The organism is Paenibacillus tritici, from assembly GCF_013204885.1.
Taxonomy (GTDB): Bacteria; Bacillota; Bacilli; order Paenibacillales; family Paenibacillaceae; genus Paenibacillus_AQ; species Paenibacillus_AQ tritici.
Genome location: NZ_JABMKX010000010.1, coordinates 212207 through 225444 on the forward strand (window position 1 = coordinate 212207; position 13238 = coordinate 225444).

14 protein-coding genes are annotated in these 13238 nt (G+C 52.3%); 2 read left to right on the forward strand and 12 right to left on the reverse strand.

All coding sequences use genetic code 11. The features are described 5' to 3' along the window. Positions 1–56: 56 nt before the first annotated feature. The 6 genes from HQN87_RS19235 to HQN87_RS19260 form a co-directional block, all read right to left on the reverse strand. Entirely contained in the window at positions 57–398 is a 342-nt protein-coding gene (locus HQN87_RS19235; RefSeq protein ID WP_246553297.1) for a DUF898 family protein, read from the reverse strand. 305 nt (positions 399–703) lie between these two features. Beyond that, a complete protein-coding gene (locus HQN87_RS19240; RefSeq protein ID WP_173136695.1) occupies positions 704–1033 on the reverse strand; it encodes a hypothetical protein in 330 nt (109 codons plus the stop codon). A 38-nt stretch (positions 1034–1071) separates the two neighbouring features. Further along, on the reverse strand, positions 1072–1773 hold the full coding sequence (locus tag HQN87_RS19245) for a pirin family protein (protein ID WP_173136697.1): 702 nt from the start codon (positions 1771–1773) through the stop codon (positions 1072–1074). 46 nt (positions 1774–1819) lie between these two features. Then, a complete protein-coding gene (locus HQN87_RS19250; RefSeq protein ID WP_173136699.1) occupies positions 1820–2392 on the reverse strand; it encodes a hypothetical protein in 573 nt (190 codons plus the stop codon). A gap of 177 nt (positions 2393–2569) precedes the next feature. After that, entirely contained in the window at positions 2570–3502 is a 933-nt protein-coding gene (locus HQN87_RS19255; protein WP_173136701.1) for a manganese-dependent inorganic pyrophosphatase, read from the reverse strand. An 87-nt stretch (positions 3503–3589) separates the two neighbouring features. Further along, on the reverse strand, positions 3590–4426 hold the full coding sequence (locus HQN87_RS19260; protein WP_173136703.1) for an AAC(3) family N-acetyltransferase: 837 nt from the start codon (positions 4424–4426) through the stop codon (positions 3590–3592). 402 nt (positions 4427–4828) lie between these two features. Here HQN87_RS19260 and HQN87_RS19265 point away from each other — a divergent pair, with 402 nt between their 5' ends. Beyond that, positions 4829–5812 (forward strand): ring-cleaving dioxygenase, encoded by a 984-nt coding sequence (locus tag HQN87_RS19265; RefSeq protein WP_173136705.1) that lies wholly within the window; start codon positions 4829–4831, stop codon positions 5810–5812. 99 nt (positions 5813–5911) lie between these two features. Here the strand turns inward: HQN87_RS19265 and HQN87_RS19270 are convergent, their stop codons facing one another. Both HQN87_RS19270 and HQN87_RS19275 read right to left on the reverse strand, forming a co-directional pair. Then, positions 5912–6610, reverse strand: coding sequence for a stalk domain-containing protein (locus HQN87_RS19270; protein WP_173136707.1), 699 nt, complete (start codon positions 6608–6610; stop codon positions 5912–5914). Between the two features lie 104 nt (positions 6611–6714). Next, the gene (locus tag HQN87_RS19275) at positions 6715–7401 is read right to left on the reverse strand and encodes a YjjG family noncanonical pyrimidine nucleotidase (RefSeq protein ID WP_173136913.1); all 687 of its coding nucleotides are present in this window, start codon (positions 7399–7401) and stop codon (positions 6715–6717) included. 135 nt (positions 7402–7536) lie between these two features. Here HQN87_RS19275 and HQN87_RS19280 point away from each other — a divergent pair, with 135 nt between their 5' ends. Further along, positions 7537–8496: an MraY family glycosyltransferase gene (locus HQN87_RS19280; RefSeq protein WP_173136915.1), complete on the forward strand. Its 960-nt coding sequence runs from the start codon at positions 7537–7539 to the stop codon at positions 8494–8496. Between the two features lie 423 nt (positions 8497–8919). Here HQN87_RS19280 and HQN87_RS19285 read toward each other — a convergent pair whose 3' ends face one another. The 4 genes from HQN87_RS19285 to HQN87_RS19300 all read right to left on the reverse strand — a co-directional run bounded on the left by HQN87_RS19285 (position 8920) and on the right by HQN87_RS19300 (position 12880). After that, positions 8920–9441, reverse strand: coding sequence for a mismatch-specific DNA-glycosylase (locus HQN87_RS19285; protein WP_173136709.1), 522 nt, complete (start codon positions 9439–9441; stop codon positions 8920–8922). Between the two features lie 173 nt (positions 9442–9614). Then, a complete protein-coding gene (locus HQN87_RS19290) occupies positions 9615–11621 on the reverse strand; it encodes a DUF6449 domain-containing protein (RefSeq protein ID WP_173136711.1) in 2007 nt (668 codons plus the stop codon). Then, the gene (locus tag HQN87_RS19295) at positions 11596–12498 is read right to left on the reverse strand and encodes an ABC transporter ATP-binding protein (protein WP_173136713.1); all 903 of its coding nucleotides are present in this window, start codon (positions 12496–12498) and stop codon (positions 11596–11598) included. Before HQN87_RS19295 ends, HQN87_RS19290 begins: the two co-directional genes overlap by 26 nt. Beyond that, a complete protein-coding gene (locus HQN87_RS19300; RefSeq protein WP_173136715.1) occupies positions 12491–12880 on the reverse strand; it encodes a GntR family transcriptional regulator in 390 nt (129 codons plus the stop codon). Before HQN87_RS19300 ends, HQN87_RS19295 begins: the two co-directional genes overlap by 8 nt. Positions 12881–13238 lie beyond the last annotated feature (358 nt).

Here is a 13238-nt window from a genome sequence, read left to right on the forward strand (position 1 = left end):
ACGGGAGATGGCTCTTCGTGTATCTTCATTGCTCTTAAGTCCTAAATCATTGCGAATTATTGGAAATGGGTATTCTTCGTTCTCCACTGCTCCAGCTTGATTACCACCCAGAAGCCGTAGATTCCCAGCGTAATCACCGATAGCAGGAACCACTTGATCCATTGTCCGAACAGGCTGACGGCCGTACCGTCAAACCGCAGGCGCTGGCCCTCCACCACGGTATGCTCCACCTTCCACCGGTAGATCATCACTATAGACCAGGGATAGCATATACCGATTGTACAGACCGTAACCAGCCACCCCGCCAGACACCAGCCGATATACTCAATGAGCTTCCCGTCAAAATAAGACTCCCTGTTGCCGTAATTCGCTGCCGCATTCATATGAAGTGCTCCCATGGGCCTCCGCCTTTCAGTAATCCATAATCTTTCCTGGTTCTATTTTCCTTATTATCCATGCTGCACTCTGCTACATTTCTCACTATTATGTATAAAAAGCTAAATTTTTGTCGAAAACTATCTTTTTCTCCTACATACTGTGAAGGTTTAGATTAAGATGAACCCTTGTATTTTTGTAGATTAACTTAAGCACTTAGTGTGGACGCTCCGCGAACGGACCGTTCACCCAAGTGCTTACTTTGATCCTAAATAAAGAACTGATCTCCAGAAACCTAAAGCGTGCCAAATTGATGTCTCTTAAAGCCTTATGCCCAGTATTGATCAGGCCGGTATTCGATCTCGGACTGCACAGCTATCGTAAGGCGCCCGGAGTCCGAATCATACGTAACCGGATTATCCCCTACGTAATACCAATGCTTAATGACAGGTCCGTCCGCAGGCTCCTCGAACCGGAATACATTAAGCTCGGTCTTCAGCTCGACCACCGCCGCGCCTTGATCAGCCGTAACCCCTGTCAGGGTAATCAAGGTCAGGCCGCCCTGCTCATCGAAGGTGTAACCGACTCCCTCCATACTGCTCACCAGCATGCGTCCTGTTACGGAATGCTTCACCAGCACTCGTTCCTGTTCTGCCATCAGAAGTTCCTCCTCCTTGTCTGCATTCGGGTCTTGAATTACGGCAGATCAATCACCATGACCAGTATATTCTCATCCGCCTTCAGCTCCAGCTTGTCCACTCCGTCTATTCTCGCAGAATCTCCAGGCTTCAGCACCGCGTCCCCGTTCAGGGTGAGCTGTCCTTCCACCAGATAGACGAAGCTGCGCCGTCCCGGCTCCTGCCGGAAGTCCAGTTGTCCGCCTGCCTGAGCCCTGCCGAGATAAATCGTCATATCCTGGGCAATATCCACAATCTCCGCTGAGGCTTCAGCCGCTACAACCGGGAGCAATCTTCCTTCAAGCTTCGCCGGATCGAATCGTCCTGTAGCATAGGATGGAGCGGTTCCCCGTGTCCTTGGCATGAACCACAGCTGCAGCAGCCGTACCGGCTCACTGTCCGAAGGGTTATGCTCTGTATGAATCGCACCTGTCCCGGCCGACATCCGCTGAATTCCGCCGAAAGACGTCTGTGCCACATTGCCCAGGTTGTCTTCATGACGCAGGGTGCCGGACAGGACAATAGAGACAATCTCCATGTCACTGTGCGGGTGGGCGCCGAAGCCCCGGCCCGGGGAGATCGTATCGTCGTTGCAGACCCGCATCGGGCCGAATGCCGTGTTGTCCGGGTCATAGAAATCCCCAAACGAGAACACATGACTGCCCTTCAGCCAGCCGTGATCGAACCGGTGCGCAGACTCGGCAGGATATACTTTTATCAATAGGATCGCCTCCTGTATGGTTATCAGATTGAAGCCTTGGCAGTCTTCAAGTAGTCGAGATTTGCAGCTCTGAAACGATGAACCATTTCTTGGATGCCGCATCTTTGAAATACACCTGGATCATATAATTCCCCTTATCGGTGACCTTATAATTATAGGCTGCCGATTTGAACCAGAAGCTGTCTTTCTTCTCGGTAATCGGCTGGTTATCCACGATATCCGTCTTGCCCGCAGGATCAGTGATGGTAATCTTCAGATCCGATATCTCTGTCTTCAAGTGATCCACCTGTACCAGGGCAGAGAAGGTGCTGCTGGAGTCACTTCTTACTTTGCCGAAAATCTTCCCCTGGTCATCAAGCAGTACCGTGTTCACATTCGGCTTGTAGATCCGGACCGTCCCTGCCGACTCGTCCACGGACATGATCGCCTGCAGATTCTCCGGAAGCTGCTCCACAGGCAGGTAGACCCCGCCGTCGGAGGATAAGGCCGGCTGCTTGAGCAGCACATTATTCACATACATTGAGAGATCTGTCTTGCCGGCAGCGGCGTACAGCAAGCCTCCTCCCGAGACCATCATCAGGCAGAGTGTTGAAGCAACCAGCTTGCGCATCTTCCCCATTTTTTCCCGTCCCCCTTGAATGTCCTATGCTGTTTATACCCTTCAGACGCCAAGGAGTTGCTCTGAATTGTAAAATAAAACCGCCTGTACAATTTCCTGGGGAAATGCACAGACGGTTAAGGCGGTTAAGGCACAATTATAGCGGGTACGCAGCCCGGTTAACTCCGGGAACCTCTTTTACAGCTTGGCGATGGTCTCCGTAAGAACCGGTACAATCTGTGATTTACGGGAGACTACACCCTTAAGCACAGCCTTATTGTCATCCAGCTTCACATTGTAAGCCTGCTCTACAGCTCCGGCTACACGGCCCAGAGCCAAGCCCACGGAATCATTGTTCAGGATATCGGTAACCACGAACAGGAACAGATCGAGTCCCTTGTCGTCGATAATTGCAGCAAGTGCCGTTTCCAGTTCAGCCTGCTTGGATAACACATCATTCACATCCACTGCGTTGACCTGGGCAATCTCCACCTTGTAATCACCCATCTTGAATTCCTTAGCATCCAGAGAGATCAGCTGGGCGATAGTCTTATCGCTCAGGTCTGCACCGGCTTTGAGCATGTCCAGGCCGTAGCTCTCAGCGTCCACTCCGGCAATCTCAGCCAGCTCACGCGCAGCGGCCACATCCTGCTCTGTGCAGGTCGGCGACTTGAACAGCAAGGAGTCGGAAATGATTGCGGACAGCATCAGCCCGGCGATGTTCTTCGGAATGGCTACGCCGTTCTCTTTGTACAGCTTGTTCAGGATAGTGGCAGTACAGCCTACAGGCTCGGCCCGGTAGTACAGCGGGTAGGCCGTCTCAAAGTTCGCAATCCGGTGATGATCAATGACCTCAACCACACGGACCTGATCGATATCATTCGCGCTTTGCTGGCGTTCATTATGGTCAACCAGGATCACTTGTTTGGCTTCTGCGGCTACGTTCTCTACCAGACGCGGTGCTTCTACCGCAAAATAGTCAAGGGCGAACTGCGTCTCCCCGCTGATGTCTCCAAGCCGGACCGGCTCGGCATCCCAGCCTAATTCCTTCTTGAGTGACGCATAGGCAATTGCTGAGCAGATGGTATCTGTATCCGGGTTTTTGTGTCCAAAGATCAATGTTTTTTCCATTTCCAATCTCCTTACTATGTTTTTTGTGAGAATAATATACCATACATTGATAGAAACCTGCCAGAAGCAGTAGATATCTTGCCTGAATTAACCTTCCGTACGCCTCATTGCTGCCTGTAAAGGTTGTTCCCGCTTCGTCTTGGGCAGCGCCTCGGGTACGTCCTCCCCGCCGAGCGGCTCATTGTCTGAGAACAAATCCGGATTCTCCTCCAGCATGGCGCTCAGGATGCGGGTTGTCTCCACAGTCCCGCAGAGCATGACCGCCGCATCGCCGAAGCTCCCCCTGCGCAGAGCCCCGCCATCCTCCAGCACAGACTCTACCTTCCAAAAATGCTGCGACCAGGACAACCCGCTATGCCTGCGTGAAGGGACGGGAATCTCCTGTCCTCCGGGGGTCACGGTACAGAGCGGTTCATGCCCGTCCGTCATCCGGCCGGGGATATCCACCCACTCTTCAATCCCATGGATGAAGGTGTTCCTCCGCAGATCGACACCAAGCAGCATAATATCTGCCTTGCGGTCCAGCAGCTTGCCATATACCGATTTGCGTGCGCACGGTGTATCCCAGCGTTCATCTCCGGCTGTGAAGCCAGCCGCATCTGCGCCAAGCGCAGCTACCGAATGTGTCGGATGCCAGGAGCGGATGACGCCCGGCCGCGCCCGGAACAGTTCCGGCAGAATGCCGACGCAGGAAGGCGACTCCAGCACGGAGAAACGCGGATTCTCCCCGTTAATATACGACCAGGTATGTGTCGGCAGAACTAACAGACCCTCCTTCATATATTCGGAGAGAACATCGAGTACGGTATCTGCTCCCCCTTCGACTTCACCGATGCTTTTAAACGAGGAATGAACCAGCAGTGTTCCCTGCGGATCTATTCCCAGGCTCTCCAGCTGCTTCAGCAGACTTGATCTGGTGTGCATGATTAACCCCGCTTTCTTGAATAATAAATTGTATATAAGACGCACATAAGATTGAACTTGAAGCTTATCGTCACTACGGTGAACATTTGGACTTCCGGCCGCTGTTGTCCCCAGATTTCTTGATCTACTCCGCTGTTCGCGGATGAAATCCGGGGACTGCTGATGCTTCCGAAGCGAGCTTTCCTGCGGAAAGCTTTCAGGCGGTCGCTACCGCTCCTCCAGTTCCAAATTTCCCCTCCGCTTCTTTTGCTTTTTGTTTATTTCTTTATTGCCTCTTATATACTTGGAATACCTCTTGCAAAATTACTCATTTACTATTAAAATTATAGTAACTTAATATTAATAAGTAATTTGCAGCTTTAATAATATAGCAGCATAACACAACATTCAGGAGGTATTCTTATGAGTTTAACATTAAAAGGGCTTCATCATGTATCCGCCATTACAGCCAAAGCACCGGAAAACTACAAATTCTACACCGAAGTACTTGGACTCCGCTTGATCAAGAAGACCGTCAACCAGGACGATGTGTCTGTCTATCACCTGTTCTATGGGGATGAGACAGGGAATCCGGGCACAGAGCTTACCTTCTTCGAGCTGCCTAATGCAGGGCGGAACCGCGACGGCAACAACAGCATCTCCGCGCTCTCCCTACGCGTTCCCAGTGATGAAGCCCTGCTCTTCTGGACACAGCGGTTCACGGTGCTCGGCGTTGAGCATGAGGAAATCACCGAACGCGGCGGCCGCAAGACGCTGGCCTTCACCGACCATGAGGGCCAGCGCCTGATCCTCGTCTCGGATGAGCATAACGAGGGCATGGCCGGCGGCAAGCCCTGGGCCAAGAGTCCCGTTCCAGCCGAATACGCCATAATTGGACTCGGACCAGCGCATCTGACCGTCGAGACTGCTGAACACACCGCCCTGATCCTGGAGGACCTGCTTGGCTTCCGCCGTAAGGGAACCTACCCTTCGCCTGTTGCCGGTCAGCCGGAGGTAATCGTGTTCGAGACCGGTGAAGGCGGCTCCGGCACGGAGATCCATCTGGAGGAACGCAGCGACCTCCCGCAGGAGCGGCTGGGACGGGGCGGCGTGCATCATGTGGCCTTCCGCGTGGATAACGAAGAGGAGCTGAAGCAGTGGATCGAACGCATCCGTACCGTACAGCTGCCCAACTCGGGATTTGTTGACCGCTTCTATTTCCGCTCACTGTATTTCCGTGAGCCGAATGGCATCCTGTTCGAGCTGGCTACAGACGGACCGGGATTCGCCACGGATGAAGAGGTTGAGCATCTGGGCGAATCCCTGGCTCTGCCTCCGTTCCTGGAATCGAAGCGGGCACAGATTGAGGCCCACCTGAAACCGCTGGATACCCGCCCACAGGCTTAACGATATCGAGCATTCCATGCTGAAGAACTCCGGCTGACTTCCTCGCCGGAGTTCTTTAGTAGGTCTGGCTGCATAACGGACTACCTTATCGGCTTCAGCTCAGCTCTCCGACCAGGTAATCGTGAAGAGATTATAGCCTGGCCGGGTTGTGGATGCTTTGCCTGTAATGGATACCGGGCTTGTCCCGCCGAGTCTGCCTGTAATTCTGACATTGCTGGCTGATACTGACTCAGAAGCATTATCCAGCGTTTTAATCCGCGAATATTCACTGTACACGAAGCCCATAGTCTCCAGTGTTTCCTGCGTGGAATAGGTGAAGGCTGACTTCTTCAAGCCGCCGGCATCCGTATCCAGGGTAATTGCAATCAAGGCGTCGACCGGAATCGGGAAATCCTTAGGCAGATTAACCGGTCTGGCCGTCCCCTCAACTACTGGGGCAGTATTCCCCCCGCCGGTGGAAGTTCCTGGAGCAGGAGTCGGAGTCGGGGCAGGAGCCGGAATATCCCCGCTGCCGGCGCCGATTCTCACTTTATAATTGGCCGCATCGTAATTGATAGGCACCTTCAGCACAGAAGCAATCGACTGGACCGGCAGGTACGTGAGGCCATTATAGGTGATCGGCGTCAAGGTTTTGCCGTTACCGTCCTTCATCCAATAAGGAGTTCCATCCACCACAATCCCTAAGCTGTGGTTCAGATAAGCTTTGATTTCCTGCAATTTGGTGCCTGCGTACACGCCTGCTGAACCTGTTACCGTAAGGCCGGTGACAACAGCGGCAATCAACCATTTTTTTCTCATACAATATCCTCTCCCGTGTGTTGTTATGATTAAAGAAGGAATCTAGCGCACCTATATATTTAACACAAGAACGAAACTTTCAACCTTCCTGCGCTGTTCAAGCCCTATTCATTCACAATCTCCAGAAGCTCATCCAGGCTGCGAATCTCATAGGTAGGCGTTATCTCAGGATTACCCGGCTTGCCCAGCGGATTGAACCAGCACGTATCAATACCATAATTGATCCCGCCCTGAATATCCGAGGTCAGGGAGTCGCCAACCATCAGCACCTTACGTTTATCGGCAAGCTTAAGCTTCTCAAATGCATAGTCAAAAATCCCGGTCTCCGGCTTCTGATAGCCCGTCTCCTCCGAAATAATAATCGCCTCGAACACCTCGCTAAGCGGGGAGCCCTTGATTCTGGATTGCTGCACATCCTTGATTCCGTTAGTTATAATAGCCAGCCTGCATCCGGCAAGCTCACCGCAGAGCTCGGCTGCTCCTTGAATCAGGAAGGTACCCTCCCCCAGAAAGCGCAGATACGCTTCACTGAATTCATCCGGCTTAAACTTAAGCTCATGGGCGGCAAACAGCCGGTTGAACCGTTCCACCCGCAGGGCGGCAGAGGTAATCTTCCCTTGCTCCAGATCCTTCCACAACGAGCGGTTAATCTCCTGGTAGCTGGCGGCATACTCCTGCGCGCCTGTCGGCAGCCCGAAGTGGGAGAAGGCATGGGACAGGGCGTGGCTCTCTGCCATCCCGTAATCATACAGCGTATCATCAGCATCAAATAAAACACAATCGTACCTCATAATTCCCTCCATCTCATTTGCAGGTTCGACAACATACAACCTTCTGCGATATAATCTTGGGTAGAGCAGCTAAGCAGAAATGGCTTTGCCGTCCAATTCATTCTTTATTTCAAAAAAATCAACGGGGTGATTGTCATTTTTTACGGTTTAGCTTTTTTGGTGTCATTTTTTATCGTTTATCTGCTGATTCCTCCTCTTGGCAAGCTGGCTTTCCGGCTGGATTTCGTGGATAGGCCGCGGGAAGATGTGGAACGTAAGATCCACAGGGAGCCAATCCCGCTTACAGCGAGCTATGCTATATTCGTAGGTTTTTTCATTACATATCTGCTCTTCGCCCGTGAATTCACTCTGGAGACGCTCGCCCTGTTCATCGGCGGTGTGCTTCTGCTGACGATAGGAACCATCGACGACTGGTACAAAACCAAAGGCAAGGACTTCCCGGCGCTGCCCAAGTTCATCGTGCAGATTGCCGCCGCCGTTCTGGTCTTCTTTTCAGGCAATGCCTTTACCGGGTTCATCAATCCGTTCTCAGGTGATTATATCTCACTGCCGTTCATTTTGCAGTTCCTGCTGACGATTATCTGGATCTTCGGTGTCACAACGGTCATTAATTTCTCGGACGGCATGGACGGTCTGGCTGGCGGGCTAACTGCGATTTCGGCTGTAACCCTGTTCGTAGTCGCCCTTGCAATGGGCCAATCCACCTCTGCGTTCATGGCAGTTTCCTTGATCGGGGTAACCCTGGCATACTTACGCTTCAACAAGGCTCCGGCCAAAATCTTCATGGGCGATGCCGGCGCCACCTTCCTCGGCTTCATTCTGGCCGTGATTGCACTGGACGGCGCTTTCAAGCAGGCCACCGTATTATCGCTGTTCATTCCGATTCTCGCGCTGGGCGTGCCGATCTTCGACAATATTTTTGTCGTCGTCAAACGGTTCCTCAAAGGACAAGCCATCTATCAGGCCGATGCCTCTCAGGTTCATTACCGGCTGCTGAAGGCCGGCCTCAATCAGAAACAAGTGGTCGCCGTGCTCTATCTCGTCAGCGTCTGCCTGTCTCTGTCCTCCATCATCCTGCTGCTGATCCAGATATAGGCAGGCTGCTATTTAAGGGCTGTTCCCAAAGGTCATGAAATGACTGATGGGGGCAGCTTTTTTTGGTTTGGGTGGGCGCTGCGTAAATGGAATTGGTTACTTCGGAGAACCTTTTACTTTGGAGCAGGATCAGCGTAGGCGCTTGGGTGGACGCTGCGTGAACAGAACGTTGTTTAAGCGGGACACGAAATAAATCGTAAGACCCTGCCACTCCCCCTCGCGCCAGCGCAATGTATTCGGTTTTTCTGTGAAAATACGTCTGGCACTGCAATAAACGCACGGCCTACGCGGCGCTCCCAGTCCAAATGTGTTCGGTTTTTCGATTACATTTGGTCTATGCGGCCCTTTTTCATACTGGAGTAGTCCCAATTGTGTTCGGTTTTTAATATTTCACACGCGCCCATATGACGGATATCTCCGGCCTCAAGGCTCCTGCTCCTCGGTGAAGTCACGCAGTTGCGAGTAGATCCCTACGATCTCCGGCATCGGCATGCGGACCAGGCCGCTGGATGATGGGGCGACGAACTCGCGGACTCCGTCCACCACGGGAGTAATGCCCTCCTGGAAGCCCCAGGCGGCTGTAGTTCTGCGGCTGAACTCTGTGTACACGCCCTTGCCGACAAAGCAGGCAATCTCCGGGCGGTATTCCTCCAGCTTGGCCCGCAGAAGCTCACGGCCCTTGGCGTACTCCTCCCGGGTGATATCTTCGGCCCCTACCGTGGGACGAGCGACAATATTGGTGAACCCGTAGCCCAGCTTCAGCAGGTCCCCGTCCTCTGAGGCCTCGTATAGCCGCGGCGTCAGCCCGGACTTATGCAGTATGCGCCAGAAGTTATTGCGCGGGTTCGCGTAGTGATGGCCCAACTCCCCTGACCTTATGCTGGGGTTGAAGCCTATGAACACAATCTGGAGTCCGTGATCCAGATGATCTTGTACCTCTTCCATTCCTGTTCCTCCTTACATAGACCTCTATATACTCAATATCCTTTACTTAATATAACCCAGAATCAAGTGCTGCTTGTCCCCAGGACATAACAGAGCAATGCCCCCGCACAGGAAAATCTCCAGTGTGCAGGGGCGTAGATAGGACTATTATTCACTTCAATAGGATAAGCAGACTATGGGAGAAGGGCCTTAAGCGCCGGTGTCATCTCTTGTTCGTCCAGTGAAACAAAATCAGTATTTCCGCTCTTATATTCTATCATCACTACATACCTTCCCTCTTGGCTGGTAAATTTACGCTGGTGCAGCATAACATCTTCCAGAAGGGCCTTGTCTGTAATGACAACCGACCGCTTCTCATCGCGCGCCAGTTGCAGACGGGTGTGAGCATTGTAAAGCTGCCGGGAGGGGATAGCACTATGATGGATATCCTTGAACATCTCAGCGGATACCACTTCCTTTGCAGTAACCCTGAGCTTGTCCGCATAGCCCTTCTGTTCCATCCAGGCGGTCATTTCCTTGTAAGAAGGATTCCAGTTATACGTATAGGAGTTCTGCTGGAACCGGGATGAATCCGGCTTATAGACGATTTGAATGGATGCCTTCTCCCGTTGATCAGAGATCTCATCCTCAAAGGACTTATTAAGAATCTCCCGTTTCAGAAGCCCGGTGAACTCCAGTACTTCCTGCGGATCGGAAATGACAACTGTCTTGTTCCTGTTATTCAGTCTGAAGCTCTCAATATTCTCATTCATCCGGGTAAGGAGATACCTGTCGCGCTTGTATTCCTCATGTTCCATGACCGCTTTCAGCTCCGGTTCGAAGCCCGCTATAGGAACATTGTAGGTCCGCATAAGCTTCCGTCCGCTCTCCAGCCGGTACACCAGCGTAAAATTCCGGGATCTAGGATACTCACTCCAAGGACCGTTCTTCTGATCCGGTTTAGCAGTGACCACAGCATGATGTAATGCAGTTACAGCTTCGATGTACTTCCGGTCTGCGGAGAATACCTCATCCTCCATTTCCTTCCGGGTAGTGTCACCCACCTGGTTCTCTGTTAATTCACGGTAATTGCCCCCGGCAAATACTTCAGCTACCTTATCATTCTGCGGGACCCGGTTCTCGTAGCCGGTTAGTCCGGAGACCGGGATATAGATTAGCAGAGCCATCAGCACGCCATACACCGCGAATTCCAGCACCAGTCTGCGGGTCATAATATGCCAGGTTTTGCGTAGAATCATCTCGACTACGATATAACCAATCAGCCCTCCGGCAATCACACTGCCGATGATCCAGCCGGGCTGCCGCTTAAGGCTGCCGAAGTAAGTGCTGGCCAGCAGCATGGTGCAGAGCATAACCCCCGCTTTGAACAGCGGATTGAAGTACGTGAAGGCCAGCGCTTGTCCGGCTTGTTCACTGTGGCGTACACGATAGAGTAAGAAGGACCCTGCCAGGAACAGAGCGGAGAAGATCGCATAACCCCATTTCTCGGTCAAGCTGAGGGGAGCGACGGGTAAATCTACCACACGCAGAATTGGTGCCCACTTCGTCTGAACATCGTACAGCCCGGACCAATCGGGATAGCCGTACAAATATCTCCCCAGGTGAATGTTGACGAATTGCAGCAGTCCAGCCGGAAGTAACAGCAGAATGATGATCAGGATTCCCTGCAGAATGGTCTGTCCCGTGCAAATGCCTACAAAAACAGTGAAAACAAACAGAAACAGCGTTAACAGACTGAGGGTCAGGCACCACTCCCAGATCTCCGCTCCTTGAAAAATGTACATGTTGCCATGAAGAGGGCGGACGAGCGATGTAACCGCAGCCGTAATCCACACGGGCGGCAGCAGCAGAAGCAGGCCGCTTGCCGCATGGGAAGCCAGCAGATGAGCTCGGCGCAGCGGAAGGCTGTGCATTAGATCAGACGACCGTTTGGACTGCAGATAACGGAACAGGAACAATCCGGCTCCTATTGGAAAAATAATTAGAATAACCCCAATATCAATGCCCAGACCGAACAGATTGTCCATGGCAACAGGCTCCTCCAGCCGGTCACCATTAATGAAGAGCTGTAACGGGAGCACAAACAAGAGGACCAGGGTATATAAAATTCCAATCCAGCCATGCTGGCGCAGATTCTGGCGGATGATACTGGTGTTAAAGAATAATCGGCTGCGCGTCATAACCGGCATCCCCCATTTCGTAAATAAAGATTTCTTCCAGCGTCAGCGGCAGCAGATCAAACACATACGGATCGTAGACATGAAAAGCCTGGCTGATCCGCTCCCGGTCCCCTTTTACAATATACAGGCTGACACTTCCCCGCTGCTCCTGATGGAGAATCTGCAGCTTGGCCTCCAGTGCCGCCGCATGACGTGCGTCGCGGAACGCTACCTGAATCTTATGCGTGTCCGCCTTAAGATCATCCAGATCCTTCTCAACCAGCATCCGGCCCTCATGCATAATGCCGACATGGTCGCATAAATCCTCAATCTCCCGCAGATTATGCGAAGAGATCAGTACGGTCAGCTCCCGCTCAGCCACTTCCTGGAACAATAGATTCTTGATCTGGCGGCGCATCACCGGGTCCAGCCCGTCAATCGGCTCATCCATAATCAGCACATCCGGCTTACAGCTAAGCGCCAGGAGGAAGGCGGCCTGACGCTGCATCCCCTTGGAGAACCGGCTCAGCTTACGCCGGGCATCCAGGCGGAACACGGTTACAAGCTCCTCATACCGCTTCTGGCTCCATCCCGGGTAGATGGAACGGTAGAATGCCGCCATACTCCTAATCGTGGCCTGGGTGAAGAAATAGGGACTGTCCGGCATGAAGATCAGCCTGCGCTTCACCTCAGGTGACTCTAAGACCGCCTCCCCGCTTATCTTCACACTGCCTGCATCCGGACGATAAATACCCGCGAGAGTCTTCAGAAGCGTTGTTTTGCCTGCTCCGTTCGATCCCAGCAATCCATAGATGGCACCTTTATGTACGGTCAGTGAAATGTTGTCAACGGCCTTGTCCTCCAGGAAAATCTTGCTCACTCCGCGTATCTCAATCATGGCTGTTCTCCCCTCTTCTATGATCCAGTGCCTGACGGTACAGTGCACTCATCTCACTTTCTGTAAATCCAAGGTAGACTGCCTCCGCCATCAGCCGCAGCAGTTCTTCCTTCAGCTCTGCCCGTTTGCTCTCATTATGTCCCTGCTGCAGCGCAGCCACGAAATTTCCTTTGCCCTGCAGTGAATAGATATAACCCTCCCGTTCCAGCTCCCTGTAGGCTTTCTGGATCGTATTGGGGTTCACCGTGAGCTGCGAGGATAAGGCTCGCACTGAAGGCAATTGCTCATCCGCCTGCAGAATACCATGCATAATCATTTCTTTGACCTTGCTGGTCAGCTGTTCATAGATCGGCTTGCGGCTGCGTACATCCAACTCGAACATGACAGTCCCCCCTTCCTATGATGTATAATCCTGGTGCGCTAAAGTGTATTAACTGTACTACTATTATTAATACAGTCGACTCTATATGTCAATCATTAACATGAAATTCCAAACATCTATCAACACAGGTTCCGCGATCGCGCTGCATTTGGCGTAATGGGATGCATTTATGCTCTTCATTCGCTCATTTAGCCTGCGTCCGCTGAATTCAGGTGCACTTATGCTCTTCATTTGCTCATTTGGCCCGCGTCCAGTGAATTGAGGTGCACTTATGCTCTTCATTTACTCATTTGGCCCGCGTCCGCTGAATTCAGGTGCACTTATGCTCTTCATTTGCTCATTTAGCCCGCGTCCAGTG